Below are 16,850 nucleotides of genomic sequence, written 5' to 3' on the forward strand. Positions count from 1 at the left end.
TTTAAATATCAATACCTTTGCAAGGATTTCGCAATAAAACAGCAAATAAAAATGAAATACGCTAAAAATATATTAGAAACCATCGGGAACACACCGTTGGTAAAACTAAATAAGGTTACAAAAGAAGTGAATGCATTGGTTTTGGCCAAAGTAGAAACCTTTAATCCGGGAAATTCCGTAAAAGACCGAATGGCCGTTAAAATGGTTGAAGATGCCGAAGCCGACGGACGCTTAAAACCAGGCGGAACAATCATCGAAGGAACATCAGGAAATACAGGAATGGGATTGGCATTGGCGGCAATCGTAAAAGGCTACAAGCTTATTTGCGTGATCACCGACAAGCAATCAAAAGAAAAAATGGACATTCTTCGTGCCGTTGGTGCTAGAGTTGTGGTTTGCCCTACTGATGTTGAACCAACCGATCCACGATCATATTATTCAGTATCAAAAAAATTGGGAGAAGAAACACCAAATTCTTGGTATGTGAATCAATATGATAATCCTTCGAATGCAATTGCACATTATGAGCAAACGGGTCCCGAAATCTGGGAACAGACAGAAGGCAAGATTACACATTTTGTGGTTGGAGTAGGAACTGGAGGAACTATTTCTGGAGTAGCAAAATATCTAAAGGAGAAAAATCCAAGCATTAAGATTTGGGGAATCGATACTTACGGTTCTGTTTTCAAGAAATACCATGAAACTGGTATTTTCGACGAAAATGAAATTTATTCCTATATAACTGAAGGAATCGGGGAGGATATCCTCCCTAAAAATGTTGATTTCTCTTTAATTGATGGTTTTACAAAAGTAACCGATAAGGATGCTGCAGTTTATACAAGGAAAATTGCCCTAGAAGAAGGGATTTTTGTTGGGAATTCCGCTGGTTCGGCTATCAAGGGATTGTTGCAATTAAAGGAACATTTCAAGCCGGAAGATGTGGTCGTAGTTTTGTTTCACGATTCAGGAAGTCGTTACGTTGGTAAAATGTTTAATGATGATTGGATGCGTGAAAGAGGTTTCCTTGATGAGGATATCAAAAAGGCAGAAGACGTTATCAAAGACCATATCGACAAGCCATTGGTAATAGTTCGTACAGAAGAATTGGTTTCCCACGCCATCGAAAGAATGCGTAAATATAAAATCTCTCAAATTCCAGTTATAGACATCAACGGTTTTGTAGGTTCTGTTGACGAAACAGATTTGTTCCAAAGTTATGTTTCTGATAAGAATGTAGCCGAAAAGCCAATCCGTGAAGTAATGGGAAAACCTTATCCAATTGTGAAAATTGGAACACCAATTGAGGAAGTTTCAAAGCTTTTCACAAAAGACAATCAGGCTGTTTTGGTTGATTTAGGAAACGGAAAGCATCATATCATTACCAAATATGATATTATTGGTTCAATAAAATAAATAGCATCCTAACAGGTTTTCAAAACCTGTTATGTATTTATAAAATCGTGAAAGAAAAAAACATCTATATTATTGCAGGTTGTAATGGAGCTGGAAAAACAACAGCTTCTTTTACCATATTGCCAGAAATATTAGATTGCAAAGAGTTTGTAAATGCAGACGAGATTGCAAAGGGTTTATCGCCTTTTCAACCTGAAAAAGTTGCCTTTGAAGCAGGAAGAATTATGCTTGAAAGAATAGATACGTTATTAAAATCGAATGAAAATTTTGCGTTCGAAACAACGCTATCTACCAAAACATACAAACATAAATTACTTAAAGCAAAAGCAAATGGGTTTAAGGTAAAATTATTGTTTTTTTGGTTGCCAACCATTGAAATGGCAATCAACAGAGTGGCCATAAGGGTATCAGAAGGCGGACATAATATTCCAAGTGAAGTAGTTGCAAGAAGATACCAACGTGGAATTGAAAACCTATTTAAAATTTATTTACCTTTGTGCGATAGTTGGATGATTTATGAAAATGAATCTCAACCTGAAATAATCGCTCAAGGAATTATAAATCAAGAAAGCGAAATTTTCGATAACCAAAGTTGGAATTCAATTAACAATTTTAAGAGCTAGATATGAGTAAAAAAGCTGTGACTAAAACTGATGATTTTCATGCAAAAGTAATGAAGGGTTTGAAATTATCTTATGAAAGATTAATTCAAAGCAAAATCGAAAAAAATCAATCTGTCGTAATTATGAGAGAAGGAAAAGTTATAACTATAAAAGCTTCGGAATTGCGAAAAATATAGTATACTTGAAGTTTATAAAAAAGTACCTAACAGTCAAAAACTGTTAGGTTTTTTTATGTTTTTTAATTTGTGAAGTTTCAATCTGTGGTATTGTTGTTGAAAAAATGGTTGATTTTGTTGTTTTAGTTATAAATATTTTCTAATTTAGTTTTGAGTTAGACCCAATTAAATAACTAAACGCCAAATAGATGAAAGAAGACTTCCTACACTATCTCTGGAAATTCAAAAAGTTCGATACTTCGAATTTAGAAACTTCAAACAAGGAGCAAATTACAATTCTGCATTCGGGTCAATATCTCCAATTGGCCGGACCGGATTTTTTTAATGCCCAAATCATTATTGGAAATCAAAAATGGGCTGGAAATGTAGAAATCCATCTTAAATCTTCGGATTGGTATGTGCATCATCACGAACGGGACGAAGCTTATGAAAACGTAATCCTTCACGTAGTTTGGGAACACGATGCCGAAATTTTCAGGAAGAACAATACCGAGATTCCTGTTTTAGAATTAAAACATTACGTTTCTAAAGATTCTTTAGATAATTATCAATCGTTAATGTCGCCTAAATCTTGGATATTCTGCGAAAAACAGTTGAAAGAAATTAATGATTTTACTTTCGAAAATTGGAAAGAGCGTTTGTTTTTGGAGCGTCTTGAACGAAAATCACTCCCCATCCAGGATTTGTTTGAGACTTTAAGCAAAGATTGGGAAGCCGTGTTATTTTGCCTCTTGGCGAAAAACTTCGGATTGAATACCAATGGCGAAAGTTTTCTTAAAATTGCCACATCAATACCTTTTCAAATCATTAGAAAAGAAAATGCCGAAGTTGAAAATATAGAAGCCTTGCTTTTTGGAAGATCGGGTTTACTTGATGTGGAAAAGGAAGATAATTATTTCCAGGATTTAAAATTCAGGTATTTTTATTTGCTTCATAAATACCAAATTGAAAAAACTACTGTCGCTCCGTTACAGTTTTTCAAGCATCGGCCGGATAATTTCCCAACCATCCGATTGTCGCAATTTGCCCATTTGTATTTTAATCAGCACAATTTATTCTCAAAATTGATGACTGTGAAAAAGGCAAAAGAAATTTATTCAATCCTCGATGTTGCCGTTTCTCCATATTGGCAAAACCATTATCAGTTTGACAAGGAAAGTCCAAAAAAGAAAAAACAACTCTCAAAGTCGTTCATCGATTTGATTATCATCAATACGATTATACCAATTCAGTTCACCTATTACAAAAACCAAAACAAAGAAGTCTATGAAGATCTTATTGAATTGTCAAATGAAGTTGCCCCGGAAAACAACGCCATAATCGAAAAATTTTCCTCTTTCGGAATCAAATCTGAAAATGCATTTTCAACTCAAGCCTTGTTGCAACTCAAAAATGAATACTGCAATAAAGGTAAATGTTTGGAATGTGCAATTGGAACAGAACTTTTAAAAAATTAATCAGCTCTTAATTAAATTCATTAATTTTACCAATCCAAAGTAAAGAACAAAATGTCATTCGTACTCAGGCTCAAATATTTCTTCGAAAAGCACGGCTTTAATGCCACTTCGCGATTGGCAGATAAATTGGGCATGCGAGCCAGTAGCGTTCGTTTGTTCTTCATCTACATCTCTTTTGTAACTGCAGGCCTTTGGTTTGGAGTCTATTTAACTTTGGCTTTCTGGATAAAACTTAAAGATTTGATTAGGGCAAAACGCACGTCGGTATTCGATTTGTAAAAATTTTGCTATGAAAAAATCGTTTTTAAAGTTTTCGCGGATACAGCGAAACGGAATCATTATGCTTTTATTTATCATAATTTGTATCCAATTATTATACTTCTTCTGTGATTTTTCTGTTGTAGAAAATCAGGATCCAGCAAAACAAAAATGGATGGCACTTCAGCCTGTTGTAGATTCTTTGAAAAAAGAAAAGGAAGAATATGTGCCCAAGATTTATCCTTTTAATCCAAATTTTATAACCGATTTCAAAGGATATAAGCTCGGAATGTCGGTTGAGGAAATTGACCGATTGTTGGCTTTTCGAAAAACAAATAGATATGTGAATTCTGCCCAAGAATTTCAGCAAGTCACTTTGGTGTCGGATTCATTGCTCAAAACCATGTCGCCTTATTTCAAATTTCCAGATTGGGTAAACAACAAAAAGAGCAAACCATTTGTTGATTATTCAAAATCAAAATTTGAGAAGAGCAAGCCAAAAATTGTGGTAATGGACATTAACGATGCAACCCAAGAGGATTTGATAAAAGTATATGGAATTGGGCCTGCACTTTCTGAAAGGATATTGAAAGAAAAGGCAAAGTTCGGGGCGTTTATGACCATGGAGCAGATGCAGGATATTTGGGGACTTTCTCCTGAAGTTATAGAAAATCTCAACAAACATTTCGAAATTAAAACATTACCCGAAATAGAAAAAATAGACATCAATAATGCTTCAATAAAAGAGCTGACTCAATTTCCTTATTTTCGATATGCTTTGGCAAAGGAAATTGTGATCTACAGAAGCATGAAGGGTGGAATTAAAAGTGCTGAAGATTTGGTGAACATTAAAGGCTTTCCTATTGAAAAAATAAGCATAATTGACAAATATTTGAAGTATTAGCTTTGAAATATAAATGTATGTTCTCATAAAACTAGCTTTTGTATTTTCCCTAAAATGATTCATTACTACTTAAATGTTTCTTAAATTGCGGATTTGATAAAAAATAATAACATTTCTGTTTAAAACAAAAAAATAAATGCCTTATATTTGGAATTCTAAAAAAATAAGATAAAAACACTCACTTATATTTATATGAATTCAACATATTTTACAGAAGAACACGAATCATTTAGAAAGAGTCTACAAGATTTTTTGCAAAAGGAAGTAGTTCCACACATTGAAAAATGGGAAAAGACAGGAACAATCGAACGCTTCATTTGGAGAAAATTTGGCGATATGGGCTTCTTCGGAATCAATTATCCGGAAGCTTATGGAGGAATGAACTTGGATTTATTTTATACAGTAGTTTTTTTAGAAGAACTTCAAAAAGTTAAATCCTCCGGTTTTGCAGCTGCAATGTGGGCTCATGCCTATTTAGCAATGACACACTTAAATGCCGAAGGAGACGAAAGAATCAAGCAGGAGTATTTAGCACCAAGTATTTCTGGAGATAAAATTGGAGCTTTGTGTATTACTGAACCTTTTGGAGGGAGTGATGTTGCTGGAATGCGAACTACAGCTGTAAAGCAAGGAGATAAGTATGTCATAAATGGTTCAAAAACGTTCATTACAAACGGAGTTTATGCAGACTATTATATAGTTGCTGCAAAAACAAATCCTGAATCTGGCAACAAAGGAATAAGTATGTTTCTAGTAGATTCAAATTTAAAAGGAATTGCCGCTACAAAATTGGATAAATTAGGATGGAGGGCTTCAGATACTGCAGAAATTGCATTTGATAATGTTGAAATTCCTTTAGAAAATCTAATGGGAGAAGAAGGAAAAGGCTTTCCTTATATCATGCAACATTTTGCACTTGAAAGATTAATAATGGCAATAAATGCACATGCAAGAGCTGAATATGCAATTGAATATACAATTGGTTACATGTCGGAACGAGAAGCTTTTGGAACGACAATTAATAAATTCCAAGCATTACGTCACACAATAGTTGAGCATGCTACAGATGTTGAGCATTGCAAAATCTTCAATTATGCTGCAGTTGCACGATTAAACCAAAAAGAATATGTAGTGAAAGAGGCTACAATGGCAAAATTGAAATCTACAAAAGTGGCTGACGAAACCATTTACAGCTGTTTGCAAATGTTGGGAGGTTATGGTTATATGGAAGAATATCCTTTAGCTCGTTTATGGAGAGACAGCCGTTTGGGGCCAATCGGTGGAGGAACTTCAGAAATTTTAAAAGAAATTTTATCGAAAATGATCATTGATAAACAAAATTATAAACCTGCGGTAAAATAAATCGGAATTAGTAAGTTGTAATCCGAAAATATGATTACATTTGCACCCTTAACGAGAGGAGGTGTCATATTATGTTAATTATACCAATTAAAGACGGAGAAAATATCGATAGAGCATTAAAGCGCTACAAAAGAAAATTTGATAAAACAGGAACTGTTCGTCAATTAAGAGCACGTCAAGCCTTCACGAAACCATCTGTTGTGAACAGAATGAAAATTCAGAAAGCTGCTTATATTCAAAACATGAAAGATAATTTAGAAAACTAAATTAAGTCTTTTTGATAAATACTTACCGTTAGTCATCAAAGTTTTATACTTTTGATGCTAACGGTTTTTTTTATGGAAAATAACAAGCTGTCTTTTAAAGATTATTTGGAAAAGGAGAAGAATTATTCTCCTCACACCGTTACTGCTTATTGTAATGATTTGCTTGATTTTGAGAAATTCAATAAAGTTAATTTCGAACAGGAAAATATAGATGAAGTAAATTACAGTCAAATCCGTAGCTGGATTGTTGAAATGATCGACGGTGGAATTTCTAATAGTTCGGTAAACAGAAAAATATCTTCCTTAAAAGCCTATTATAAATTTCTGCTCAAGACGAAGCAAATAACTGCAAGTCCTCTTTTGAAGCACAAAGCTTTGAAATCTCCAAAAAAAATCCAGATTCCTTTTTCAGAAAAAGAACTTGATGATGTGCTTGTTAAGATAGTTTATCCGGACGGATTTGAAGGTCTGCGAGATAAGCTTGTCATTGATTTGTTCTACACAACTGGAATTAGAAGAGCCGAACTCATTCATTTAAAAGTGAGTAATGTTGATTTGGTTACTAATACACTCAAGGTTTTGGGTAAAAGAAATAAAGAAAGAATTTTGCCTGTCTTGCCAATTATATCAAAACAAATAAAGGTATATCTTCGGGAAAGGTCTAATTTAGAGGTGATTGTCAATCCTGAGTTTTTCTTTCTCACTCAAAAAGGCGTTAAATTGAATGATTCACTTGTCTATCGATTAATAAATTACTACTTTAGTAATGTCTCCGAGAAGGTAAAAAAGAGCCCGCATATTTTGAGGCATACCTTTGCGACTCATCTTTTAAACAACGGGGCCGACTTAAATTCAGTTAAAGAATTATTAGGACATTCTAGCTTGGCATCAACACAGGTTTACACTCATAGTAGTTTAAGTGAGTTGAAAAAAGTGTACAAAGATGCTCATCCAAGAAACAGATAGTAATTCGAAATGTATAACCAATTAAAATATCGATTATGAAGGTAAATGTTCACGCAGTTAACTTTACTGTTGACGGAAAGTTAGTAGATTTTATCCAAGAAAGAATGGATAAGCTGGAGAAGTATTATGATAAGGTAGTGTCATCAGATGTTTTTCTGAAGGTTGAAAAAACAAGCGATAAGGAAAATAAGATTGTGGAGATAAAAGTTCACGTCCCGGGAGATGATTTTATGGTAAAAAAACAATGTAAGACTTTTGAAGAAGCGGTAGAACAATCAGCAGAAGCTTTAGAGCGATTATTGGTTAAGAGAAAAGAAAAAATTAGAACTCATATTTAATATGAATTTTTTATTAAAAATGTTTTGATTAAAAAACAAAAAGATATACATTTGCAGTCCGTTAGAAATAGCGGACTTTTTTTATTGTATTTGCCAGCGTAGCTCAGTTGGCTAGAGCAGCTGATTTGTAATCAGCAGGTCGTGGGTTCGAGTCCCTCCGCCGGCTCTAAAAATTATAGATTTCGGAATTTAGATTTCAGATTTCTATTTAAGGCAAAAAATAAAAAAGGTTTGATTTGTGGTTGGTGATGGTTTTGGATTAAATCTAAAATCATTAATCTAAAATCATAAATTGTCTGGGGAGATACTCAAGCGGCCAACGAGGGCAGACTGTAAATCTGCTGTGAGAACTTCGCAGGTTCGAATCCTGCTCTCCCCACTAAAGTTTTAGGCTTTTGGTTGTAGATTTGAGGTTTTAAATCTAAATTCTTAAATCTGCAATCTGAAATTAGAACTCTGCCGGTGTAGCTCAGGGGTAGAGTGCTTCCTTGGTAAGGAAGAGGTCTCGGGTTCAATTCCCGACATTGGCTCAATAAGTAAGAATTTGAACACTAATATATAACTAAGATTAAAAATTAAGTAAAATGGCAAAAGAAAATTTTAGTCGTACCAAGCCACACCTTAATATAGGTACAATTGGACACGTAGATCACGGAAAAACTACATTGACTGCAGCAATCTCTAAAGTATTGACTGAAGCTGGTTTTTCTAAAAATGCTGCAAAATCTTTCGATCAGATTGATAACGCTCCAGAAGAAAAAGAAAGAGGTATTACAATTAATACATCTCACGTAGAGTATGAAACAGCTAACCGTCACTATGCTCACGTTGACTGTCCGGGTCACGCGGATTACGTAAAGAACATGGTTACTGGAGCTGCTCAAATGGATGGAGCTATCCTAGTTGTAGCTGCAACTGACGGACCAATGCCACAAACACGTGAGCACATCCTTTTAGGTCGCCAGGTAGGTATTCCTAGAATGGTTGTTTTCATGAACAAAGTGGATATGGTTGATGATGCTGAGCTTTTAGAGCTAGTTGAAATGGAAATCAGAGACTTATTGTCTTTCTACGAATATGATGGAGATAATGGTCCTGTAGTTCAAGGTTCTGCTTTAGGTGGATTGAATGGAGATGCTACATGGGTTCCTAAAATTCTTGAATTGATGGAGGCTGTTGATAGCTGGATCGAAGAGCCAGTTCGTGATACTGCAAAACCTTTCTTGATGCCAGTTGAGGATGTATTTACAATTACAGGTCGTGGAACTGTTGCTACAGGTCGTATCGAAACTGGAATTGCTAATACAGGTGATGCTGTTGAAATCATTGGTATGGGAGCTGATAAATTAACTTCTACTATTACAGGAGTTGAGATGTTCCGTAAAATCCTTGATAGAGGTGAAGCTGGAGATAACGTAGGTTTATTGTTAAGAGGTATTGATAAAGAATCTATCAAAAGAGGAATGGTTATCATTAAGCCAGGATCAGTAAAACCACACGCTAACTTTAAAGCTGAGGTTTATATCTTGAAAAAAGAAGAAGGTGGACGTCATACTCCATTCCACAATAACTACCGTCCACAGTTTTACGTACGTACAACTGACGTAACAGGAGTTATTACTTTACCAGAGGGAGTAGAGATGGTAATGCCAGGAGATAACTTAACTATCAATGTTTCTTTGTTGAGCCCAATCGCAATGAGCGTTGGTTTACGTTTCGCTATCCGTGAAGGTGGTAGAACTGTAGGTGCTGGACAGGTAACTGAAATTGTAGGTTAATCTATAAGAATATTTTCCAAAACCAGTCTCGTTCTGAAAACGAGACTGGTTTTTAATACGGGCGTAGTTCAAGGGTAGAATAGCGGTCTCCAAAACCGTTGATGGGGGTTCGAATCCCTCCGCCCGTGCAATAAAACAAAATTATAATGTCAAAAGTTGTTAATTATATATCAGAAGCATTTGTTGAATTAAGATCAAATGTAACGTGGCCTGAATGGGCAGAAGTACAACGTCTTACAATTGTAGTTGCTGTTTTTTCAATATTATTCGCCTTGGCAACTTGGGGAGTAGATGAGGTTTTTGCAAAAGCATTGGCTGGTTTTTTTAATTGGATAAAAGCTTAATTTGTGATGACAGACAGTAATGTGAAAAAATGGTACGTTGTTAGAGCGGTTAGCGGACAAGAGAATAAAGTGAAAGCTTATATCGAAACCGAAATCAGCAGATTAGGAATGAGTGATTATATTTCTCAGGTTCTTGTGCCAACTGAAAAAGTAGTGCAGGTGCGTGAGGGTAAAAAAATCACAAAAGACAAAGTTTATTTTCCTGGTTATGTAATGATAGAGGCTAATCTTGCTGGCGAAATTCCTCATATTATTAAGTCTATTACAGGTGTTATTGGTTTCTTGGGAGAAGTTAAAAACGGAGACCCAGTTCCATTAAGATTATCAGAAGTAAACAGAATGCTTGGTAAGGTCGATGAATTGGCTGTTAAAACCGATACACATTCTATTCCTTTCAACATAGGAGAAACAATCAAGGTTATTGATGGTCCTTTCAACGGTTTCAATGGAACGGTTGAAAAAATTAATGAAGAAAAGCGTAAACTTGAAGTAATGGTGAAAATTTTCGGAAGAAAAACACCTTTGGAATTGAGTTTTATGCAAGTTGAAAAAGTATAATTTTTTGTTACACACATATTATAATAACCGCATCAATCGCTTCCAATTGATAGATGTAAAAATTTAAGAAATGGCTAAAGAAATTAGTAAAGTAGTTAAACTACAAGTTAAGGGAGGTGCTGCGAACCCGTCGCCACCGGTTGGACCTGCTTTGGGAGCTGCTGGTGTTAACATCATGGAATTCTGTAAGCAATTTAATGCTAGAACCCAAGATAAAGCCGGCAAAGTTTGCCCTGTGCAAATTACAGTTTATAAAGACAAATCATTTGATTTTGTTGTAAAAACTCCACCAGCTGCTGTTCAGTTAATGGAAGCTGCAAAGCTAAAGTCTGGATCAGGTGAACCTAATCGTAAGAAAGTTGCAAACGTGTCTTGGGATGTAATCAAGACAATTGCTGAAGACAAAATGGTTGATTTAAATGCATTCACTATCGAGTCTGCTATGAGTATGATCGCAGGAACAGCTAGATCAATGGGTATAACTGTAACTGGAGATTCTCCTTTAAAATAAGAGAAACATGGCAAAATTGACAAAAAAGCAAAAAGAGGCTGCTTCAAAAATTGAAAAGAACAAATTGTATTCTTTGAAAGATGCTTCTGCATTGATTAAAGATATTGCTTCTGCAAAATTTGACGAGTCTGTAGATATCGCTGTAAAATTGGGTGTAGATCCAAGAAAAGCAAATCAAATGGTTAGAGGTGTGGTTACATTACCTCACGGAACTGGTAAAGATGTAAGAGTTTTGGCTCTTGTAACTCCAGATAAAGAAGCTGAAGCAAAAGCTGCTGGTGCTGACTACGTAGGTTTGGATGACTATTTACAAAAAATCAAAGACGGTTGGACGGATGTTGATGTAATCATCACTATGCCAGCTGTAATGGGTAAATTAGGTCCATTAGGAAGAATTTTAGGGCCAAGAGGTCTTATGCCAAACCCTAAAACTGGTACAGTTACTATGGATGTTGCTAAGGCTGTAACTGAAGTAAAAGCTGGTAAAATCGACTTTAAAGTTGATAAAACTGGTATCGTTCATGCTGGAATCGGAAGAGTTTCATTTGGAGCTGACATGATTACTGAAAACGCACATGAAATTATTCAAACATTAATCAAAATGAAACCAACTGCAGCGAAAGGTACTTATATCAAAAGTATCCACATCTCATCAACAATGAGTCCTGCTATAGCTTTAGATCCTAAAGCTGTATAATTGGTAGTTAAAAATTTTTAGTATGACTAGAGAAGAAAAATCAATCGCGATTGAAGATTTAACTGCACAGTTAGCCGGGACAAATGTTGTTTATGTAGCAGACATTTCTGGATTAAATGCAGAAACTACTTCAAACTTAAGAAGAGCTTGCTTTAAAGCAGGTATCAAATTAGAAGTTGTTAAGAACACTTTGCTTGAAAAAGCAATGGAAGCTTCAGATAATAATTATGGTGATTTGCCATCTATCTTGAAAGGGAATACATCTATTTTCCTTTCTGATACTGCAAATGCTCCAGCAAAAATCATGAAAGAGTTCCGTAAAAAATCAGATAAACCAGTTCTTAAAGGAGCTTACATCAATTCTGAAATTTACATCGGAGATAACTTGTTAGATTCATTAGCATCGCTTAAATCTAAAGAAGAGGTTATTGGAGAAATCATCGGATTGCTTCAATCTCCTGCTCAAAGAGTTATTTCAGCTCTTAAAAACCAATTCAAAGACGAAGAGGTTGCTTAATTCTTTTGAATTAAGTCAAAAAAACGCGCACAATAATAAATTATATTTTACAAATCATTTTAAACGATAGAAAAAATGGCAGATTTGAAACAATTCGCAGAACAATTAGTTAACTTGACAGTTAAAGAAGTTAACGATTTAGCAACAATATTAAAAGACGAGTATGGTATTGAACCAGCTGCAGCTGCTGTTGTAGTTTCTGGTGGTGGTGGTGATGCTGCTGCTGCTGAAGAGCAAACTGAATTTACAGTTGTTCTTAAAGAAGCTGGTGCTTCTAAATTAGCAGTAGTTAAAGCTGTAAAAGAACTTACAGGTTTAGGTCTTAAAGAAGCTAAAGATTTAGTTGACGGAGCTCCTGCAAACGTTAAAGAAGGTGTTTCTAAAGATGAGGCTGAGGGTCTTAAAAAATCATTAGAAGAGGCTGGAGCTGTAGTTGAGCTTAAATAAGTTTACTCAGTTTTAAGAACTAGGTTTAGGTCTTGAGTTATGCTCAATGACCTAAACCATTTTTCGTATAATAAAATTATATCCGGTTTTATTAGTCATTGAGTTGAATACGAATAGCTTTTAATCCGTACGAAGAAAGAAATAAACTCCAACTTGGTTTATTTTTAAAGATGTACAGATTATAAAAGAAAGTAAGGATTACTTAGTGTTTACACACAAAAAAATCACTTTTTTTTAATCAAAATTTTGTCCATTGATGATAACAAATCAGACTGAAAGATTGAATTTTGCCTCTACAAAAAATATTCCTCAATATCCTGATTTCTTGGATATTCAGGTTAAATCTTTTAAAGATTTTTTCCAATTGGAAACCAAATCTGACGAAAGAGGCAACGAAGGCCTTTATAACACCTTCATGGAAAACTTTCCAATCACTGACACTAGAAACCAATTCGTTTTAGAGTTCCTTGATTATTTTGTTGATCCACCACGTTATACAATTCAAGAATGTATAGAGAGAGGTCTTACTTATAGTGTGCCTTTAAAAGCTAGGCTAAAACTATATTGTACAGATCCTGAACACGAAGATTTTGAAACTATTGTACAAGATGTTTATCTTGGAACAATTCCTTATATGACGCCAAGTGGTACATTTGTTATCAATGGTGCTGAACGTGTTGTTGTTTCGCAATTGCACAGATCACCAGGTGTTTTCTTTGGACAATCTTTCCATGCAAATGGAACCAAATTATATTCTGCCAGAGTAATTCCTTTCAAAGGTTCTTGGATAGAATTTGCTACCGATATCAACAGCGTAATGTATGCTTATATCGATAGAAAGAAAAAATTACCAGTTACCACTCTATTTAGAGCAATTGGTTTTGAAAGAGATAAAGATATCCTTGAAATATTTGACCTAGCTGAAGAAATTAAGGTTTCTAAAACAAGCTTAAAAAAATATGTAGGTAGAAAATTAGCTGCACGTGTATTGAATACTTGGCACGAAGATTTCGTGGACGAAGATACTGGTGAGGTAGTTTCTATCGAACGTAACGAGATCATCCTTGATCGTGACACTATTATCGATAAAGATAATGTGGAAGAGATCATTGAGGCTAACGTTAAATCTATTTTGTTGCATAAAGAAGATGCTAATCAAGCTGATTATGCCATCATCCACAACACGCTTCAAAAAGATCCAACCAACTCTGAAAAAGAAGCCGTTGAGCACATCTACAGACAATTGCGTAATGCAGAACCGCCTGATGAAGAAACTGCTCGTGGTATTATCGATAAATTGTTCTTCTCTGACCAACGTTACAATTTAGGTGAAGTAGGTCGTTACAGAATGAACAAAAAACTTGGTTTGGATATTCCAATGGAAAAGCAAGTGCTTACCAAAGAAGATATCATTACCATTGTTAAATACTTAATCGAATTGATCAACTCTAAAGCAGAGATTGATGATATCGATCACTTGTCAAACCGTCGTGTTAGAACAGTGGGTGAACAGCTTTCTGCTCAATTCGGTGTAGGTTTGGCTCGTATGGCAAGAACCATCCGTGAGAGAATGAACGTTAGAGATAACGAGGTGTTTACACCAATTGATTTGATCAATGCAAAAACATTATCGTCAGTTATCAACTCTTTCTTTGGAACGAACCAGTTGTCTCAATTTATGGATCAAACGAATCCATTAGCAGAGATTACACACAAAAGAAGATTGTCTGCCCTTGGACCAGGGGGTCTTTCGCGAGAGAGAGCCGGATTTGAGGTACGTGACGTTCACTATACACACTACGGTCGTTTATGTCCGATTGAAACACCAGAGGGACCAAACATTGGTTTGATTTCTTCTCTTGGAGTTTATGCGAAAGTAAACGGAATGGGATTCATTGAAACTCCATACCGTAAAGTAACAAATGGTAAAATTGACTTGGTTTCTACTCCAGTATATTTAAGTGCTGAAGAAGAAGAAGGAAAATTAATCTCTCAAGCGAATATTGAAATTGATGCTGATGGAAACATCATGGCTGATAAAGTAATTGCAAGAGAAGAAGGAGATTTTCCAGTAGTTGAGCCATCTAGAATTGATTATGCTGACGTTGCTCCAAACCAAATTGCTTCGATTTCAGCTTCATTGATTCCTTTCTTGGAACATGATGATGCGAATAGAGCCTTGATGGGATCGAACATGATGCGTCAGGCGGTACCATTGTTGAGACCAGAAGCTCCAATTGTTGGAACGGGTCTTGAAAGACAAGTGGCGTCTGATTCTAGAGTATTGATCAATGCAGAAGGTGATGGAACTGTTGAATATGTTGATGCTAATATCATCACCATTAAATACGACAGGACCGAAGAAGAGAGAATGGTAAGTTTTGACCCAGATGAAAAAACTTATAATTTGATCAAATTCAGAAAAACCAACCAGAGTACTTCTATCAACTTGAAACCTATCGTAAGAAAAGGTGACAGGGTGAAATTAGGCCAAGTACTTTCTGAGGGTTATGCAACTCAAAACGGAGAACTTGCTTTAGGTAGAAACCTTAAAGTAGCATTTATGCCTTGGAAAGGGTATAACTTCGAGGATGCGATTGTGATTTCTGAAAAAGTTGTAAGAGACGATATTTTTACTTCTATCCACATTGATGATTATTCATTGGATGTTAGGGATACTAAATTAGGTAACGAAGAATTAACGAACGATATCCCGAACGTTTCTGAAGAAGCTACCAAAGATTTAGATGAAAACGGTATGATTAGAATTGGAGCAGAGGTAAAACCTGGCGACATCCTAATCGGGAAAATTACTCCAAAAGGAGAATCGGATCCAACTCCTGAAGAAAAACTTTTAAGAGCGATCTTCGGTGATAAAGCGGGTGATGTAAAAGATGCTTCTTTGAAAGCTTCTCCATCATTGCACGGTGTTGTCTTGGATAAAAAATTATTCGCAAGAGCCGTAAAAGATAAACGTAAGAGAGGTAAAGATAAAGACGATTTGTCTTCTCTTGAAATGGAGTTTGAAGTGAAATTTGTTGAGTTAAAAGACAAATTAGTTGATAAACTTTTCAATATCGTAAACGGAAAAACTTCGCAAGGAGTTATGAATGATTTGGGTGAAGAAGTTTTGCCAAAAGGTAAAAAATACACTCAAAAAATGTTGAATTCTGTTGAAGATTTCGCTCACTTGAGTAAAGGTCAATGGGTTGCTGATGATGAAACTAACAAGTTGGTTAATGATTTGATCCATAACTATAAAATCAAGCTGAACGATTTACAAGGTGCATTGAGAAGAGAGAAATTCACGATTACTGTTGGAGATGAATTGCCAGCTGGTATCTTGAAATTGGCTAAAGTATATATCGCTAAAAAACGTAAGTTGAAAGTTGGGGATAAGATGGCGGGACGTCACGGTAACAAAGGTATTGTTGCAAGAATCGTTCGTCACGAAGATATGCCTTTCTTGGAAGACGGAACACCAGTTGATATCGTGTTGAACCCACTTGGGGTACCTTCACGTATGAATATCGGTCAGATTTATGAAACAGTTTTAGGTTGGGCAGGTATGAATTTGGGTAGAAAATTTGCTACTCCAATTTTTGATGGTGCAACTCTAGACCAAATCAATGAATTGACGGATGAAGCTGGAATTCCACGTTTCGGTCACACCTATCTTTATGATGGTGGAACTGGAGAGCGTTTCCATCAAGCTGCAACTGTCGGAGTGATCTACATGTTGAAACTTGGACACATGGTTGATGATAAGATGCACGCTCGTTCTATCGGACCATACTCGTTGATTACACAACAACCACTTGGAGGTAAAGCTCAATTTGGAGGTCAGCGTTTTGGAGAGATGGAGGTTTGGGCACTTGAAGCTTATGGAGCATCAAGCACACTTAGAGAAATCTTGACAGTGAAATCGGATGACGTTATTGGTAGAGCTAAAACTTACGAAGCTATCGTTAAGGGTGAAAGCATGCCAGAACCAGGATTGCCAGAATCGTTCAACGTATTGATGCACGAATTGAAAGGTCTTGGATTAGACATTCGTTTAGAAGAATAATAAATAGATCATTGTAGAGACGTTGCATTGCAACGTTCTCTATTTTGATGTTTATAAAGTTTTTAGGATTTATACCCGTAAACCGTTCCGATTTTTTATTAAGCAAATAGTTTAATAATTAGCACTTCAAGAGTCGCTTGAAGTTTAGAGAAGTAATTCGTGGGTA

18 protein-coding genes and 4 tRNA genes are annotated in these 16,850 nt (G+C 35.5%); all 22 read left to right on the plus strand.

Annotated features, from left to right (window positions below; translation table 11 throughout):
- Window positions 1–51: 51 nt before the first annotated feature.
- The 22 genes from J2X31_RS04725 to rpoB all read left to right on the plus strand — a co-directional run bounded on the left by J2X31_RS04725 (window position 52) and on the right by rpoB (window position 16,684).
- A complete protein-coding gene (locus tag J2X31_RS04725; RefSeq protein ID WP_310024878.1) occupies window positions 52–1,413 on the plus strand; it encodes a pyridoxal-phosphate dependent enzyme in 1,362 nt (453 codons plus the stop codon).
- Window positions 1,414–1,460: 47 nt separating this feature from the next.
- Window positions 1,461–2,036 (plus strand): ATPase, encoded by a 576-nt coding sequence (locus J2X31_RS04730; protein ID WP_310024879.1) that lies wholly within the window; start codon window positions 1,461–1,463, stop codon window positions 2,034–2,036.
- A 2-nt stretch (window positions 2,037–2,038) separates the two neighbouring features.
- Window positions 2,039–2,212, plus strand: a complete 174-nt coding sequence (locus J2X31_RS04735; RefSeq protein ID WP_310024880.1) for a DUF8506 family protein — start codon at window positions 2,039–2,041, stop codon at window positions 2,210–2,212.
- 188 nt (window positions 2,213–2,400) lie between these two features.
- Window positions 2,401–3,669 carry a DUF2851 family protein gene (locus J2X31_RS04740; RefSeq protein ID WP_310024881.1) on the plus strand — a complete coding sequence of 423 codons (1,269 nt, stop codon included), beginning with the start codon at window positions 2,401–2,403 and terminating at the stop codon, window positions 3,667–3,669.
- 51 nt (window positions 3,670–3,720) lie between these two features.
- On the plus strand, window positions 3,721–3,948 hold the full coding sequence (locus tag J2X31_RS04745; protein ID WP_310024882.1) for a PspC domain-containing protein: 228 nt from the start codon (window positions 3,721–3,723) through the stop codon (window positions 3,946–3,948).
- Between the two features lie 10 nt (window positions 3,949–3,958).
- Window positions 3,959–4,831, plus strand: coding sequence for a ComEA family DNA-binding protein (locus tag J2X31_RS04750; RefSeq protein ID WP_310024883.1), 873 nt, complete (start codon window positions 3,959–3,961; stop codon window positions 4,829–4,831).
- A gap of 192 nt (window positions 4,832–5,023) precedes the next feature.
- Window positions 5,024–6,193, plus strand: coding sequence for an acyl-CoA dehydrogenase family protein (locus J2X31_RS04755; protein ID WP_310024885.1), 1,170 nt, complete (start codon window positions 5,024–5,026; stop codon window positions 6,191–6,193).
- Window positions 6,194–6,264: 71 nt separating this feature from the next.
- Window positions 6,265–6,459 (plus strand): 30S ribosomal protein S21, encoded by a 195-nt coding sequence (gene rpsU, locus J2X31_RS04760; RefSeq protein WP_026704157.1) that lies wholly within the window; start codon window positions 6,265–6,267, stop codon window positions 6,457–6,459.
- A 72-nt stretch (window positions 6,460–6,531) separates the two neighbouring features.
- A complete protein-coding gene (locus J2X31_RS04765; RefSeq protein ID WP_310024887.1) occupies window positions 6,532–7,425 on the plus strand; it encodes a tyrosine-type recombinase/integrase in 894 nt (297 codons plus the stop codon).
- Window positions 7,426–7,460: 35 nt separating this feature from the next.
- Window positions 7,461–7,763 (plus strand): ribosome hibernation-promoting factor, HPF/YfiA family, encoded by a 303-nt coding sequence (gene hpf, locus J2X31_RS04770; protein WP_310024888.1) that lies wholly within the window; start codon window positions 7,461–7,463, stop codon window positions 7,761–7,763.
- Window positions 7,764–7,855: 92 nt separating this feature from the next.
- Window positions 7,856–7,929, plus strand: a tRNA-Thr gene (locus J2X31_RS04775).
- A 132-nt stretch (window positions 7,930–8,061) separates the two neighbouring features.
- Window positions 8,062–8,142 (plus strand) — tRNA-Tyr (locus tag J2X31_RS04780).
- Between the two features lie 79 nt (window positions 8,143–8,221).
- Window positions 8,222–8,293: transfer RNA gene (locus J2X31_RS04785), tRNA-Thr, on the plus strand.
- A gap of 54 nt (window positions 8,294–8,347) precedes the next feature.
- The gene (gene tuf, locus J2X31_RS04790; protein WP_310024889.1) at window positions 8,348–9,541 is read left to right on the plus strand and encodes an elongation factor Tu; all 1,194 of its coding nucleotides are present in this window, start codon (window positions 8,348–8,350) and stop codon (window positions 9,539–9,541) included.
- Window positions 9,542–9,598: 57 nt separating this feature from the next.
- Window positions 9,599–9,669, plus strand: a tRNA-Trp gene (locus J2X31_RS04795).
- Window positions 9,670–9,687: 18 nt separating this feature from the next.
- The gene (gene secE / locus J2X31_RS04800) at window positions 9,688–9,885 is read left to right on the plus strand and encodes a preprotein translocase subunit SecE (RefSeq protein WP_026704161.1); all 198 of its coding nucleotides are present in this window, start codon (window positions 9,688–9,690) and stop codon (window positions 9,883–9,885) included.
- Between the two features lie 6 nt (window positions 9,886–9,891).
- A complete protein-coding gene (nusG, locus tag J2X31_RS04805; RefSeq protein WP_026704162.1) occupies window positions 9,892–10,443 on the plus strand; it encodes a transcription termination/antitermination protein NusG in 552 nt (183 codons plus the stop codon).
- Window positions 10,444–10,513: 70 nt separating this feature from the next.
- On the plus strand, window positions 10,514–10,954 hold the full coding sequence (rplK, locus tag J2X31_RS04810; RefSeq protein WP_310024891.1) for a 50S ribosomal protein L11: 441 nt from the start codon (window positions 10,514–10,516) through the stop codon (window positions 10,952–10,954).
- A gap of 7 nt (window positions 10,955–10,961) precedes the next feature.
- The gene (gene rplA, locus J2X31_RS04815) at window positions 10,962–11,651 is read left to right on the plus strand and encodes a 50S ribosomal protein L1 (RefSeq protein WP_310024892.1); all 690 of its coding nucleotides are present in this window, start codon (window positions 10,962–10,964) and stop codon (window positions 11,649–11,651) included.
- Between the two features lie 22 nt (window positions 11,652–11,673).
- Window positions 11,674–12,168, plus strand: a complete 495-nt coding sequence (rplJ, locus tag J2X31_RS04820; protein WP_310024893.1) for a 50S ribosomal protein L10 — start codon at window positions 11,674–11,676, stop codon at window positions 12,166–12,168.
- Window positions 12,169–12,243: 75 nt separating this feature from the next.
- Complete coding sequence (gene rplL / locus J2X31_RS04825; RefSeq protein ID WP_310024895.1) at window positions 12,244–12,615, plus strand: 50S ribosomal protein L7/L12; 372 nt, start codon at window positions 12,244–12,246, stop codon at window positions 12,613–12,615.
- A gap of 256 nt (window positions 12,616–12,871) precedes the next feature.
- A complete protein-coding gene (rpoB, locus tag J2X31_RS04830; protein ID WP_310024896.1) occupies window positions 12,872–16,684 on the plus strand; it encodes a DNA-directed RNA polymerase subunit beta in 3,813 nt (1,270 codons plus the stop codon).
- The last annotated feature ends 166 nt before the right edge of the window (window positions 16,685–16,850 follow it).

This window comes from Flavobacterium arsenatis (genome assembly GCF_031456785.1).
GTDB lineage: Bacteria > Bacteroidota > Bacteroidia > Flavobacteriales > Flavobacteriaceae > Flavobacterium > Flavobacterium arsenatis.

Excerpts from the sequence above, each read along its gene's own strand:
- J2X31_RS04725 (WP_310024878.1), top strand. The coding sequence starts at position 52 with ATGAAATACGCTAAAAATATATTAGAAACCATCGGGAACACACCGTTG.
- J2X31_RS04735 (WP_310024880.1), top strand. The coding sequence starts at position 2,039 with ATGAGTAAAAAAGCTGTGACTAAAACTGATGATTTTCATGCAAAAGTA.
- J2X31_RS04740 (WP_310024881.1), top strand. The coding sequence starts at position 2,401 with ATGAAAGAAGACTTCCTACACTATCTCTGGAAATTCAAAAAGTTCGAT.
- J2X31_RS04745 (WP_310024882.1), top strand. The coding sequence starts at position 3,721 with ATGTCATTCGTACTCAGGCTCAAATATTTCTTCGAAAAGCACGGCTTT.
- J2X31_RS04750 (WP_310024883.1), top strand. The coding sequence starts at position 3,959 with ATGAAAAAATCGTTTTTAAAGTTTTCGCGGATACAGCGAAACGGAATC.
- J2X31_RS04755 (WP_310024885.1), top strand. The coding sequence starts at position 5,024 with ATGAATTCAACATATTTTACAGAAGAACACGAATCATTTAGAAAGAGT.
- rpsU (WP_026704157.1), top strand. The coding sequence starts at position 6,265 with ATGTTAATTATACCAATTAAAGACGGAGAAAATATCGATAGAGCATTA.
- J2X31_RS04765 (WP_310024887.1), top strand. The coding sequence starts at position 6,532 with ATGGAAAATAACAAGCTGTCTTTTAAAGATTATTTGGAAAAGGAGAAG.
- hpf (WP_310024888.1), top strand. The coding sequence starts at position 7,461 with ATGAAGGTAAATGTTCACGCAGTTAACTTTACTGTTGACGGAAAGTTA.
- tuf (WP_310024889.1), top strand. The coding sequence starts at position 8,348 with ATGGCAAAAGAAAATTTTAGTCGTACCAAGCCACACCTTAATATAGGT.
- secE (WP_026704161.1), top strand. The coding sequence starts at position 9,688 with ATGTCAAAAGTTGTTAATTATATATCAGAAGCATTTGTTGAATTAAGA.
- nusG (WP_026704162.1), top strand. The coding sequence starts at position 9,892 with ATGACAGACAGTAATGTGAAAAAATGGTACGTTGTTAGAGCGGTTAGC.
- rplK (WP_310024891.1), top strand. The coding sequence starts at position 10,514 with ATGGCTAAAGAAATTAGTAAAGTAGTTAAACTACAAGTTAAGGGAGGT.
- rplA (WP_310024892.1), top strand. The coding sequence starts at position 10,962 with ATGGCAAAATTGACAAAAAAGCAAAAAGAGGCTGCTTCAAAAATTGAA.
- rplJ (WP_310024893.1), top strand. The coding sequence starts at position 11,674 with ATGACTAGAGAAGAAAAATCAATCGCGATTGAAGATTTAACTGCACAG.
- rplL (WP_310024895.1), top strand. The coding sequence starts at position 12,244 with ATGGCAGATTTGAAACAATTCGCAGAACAATTAGTTAACTTGACAGTT.
- rpoB (WP_310024896.1), top strand. The coding sequence starts at position 12,872 with ATGATAACAAATCAGACTGAAAGATTGAATTTTGCCTCTACAAAAAAT.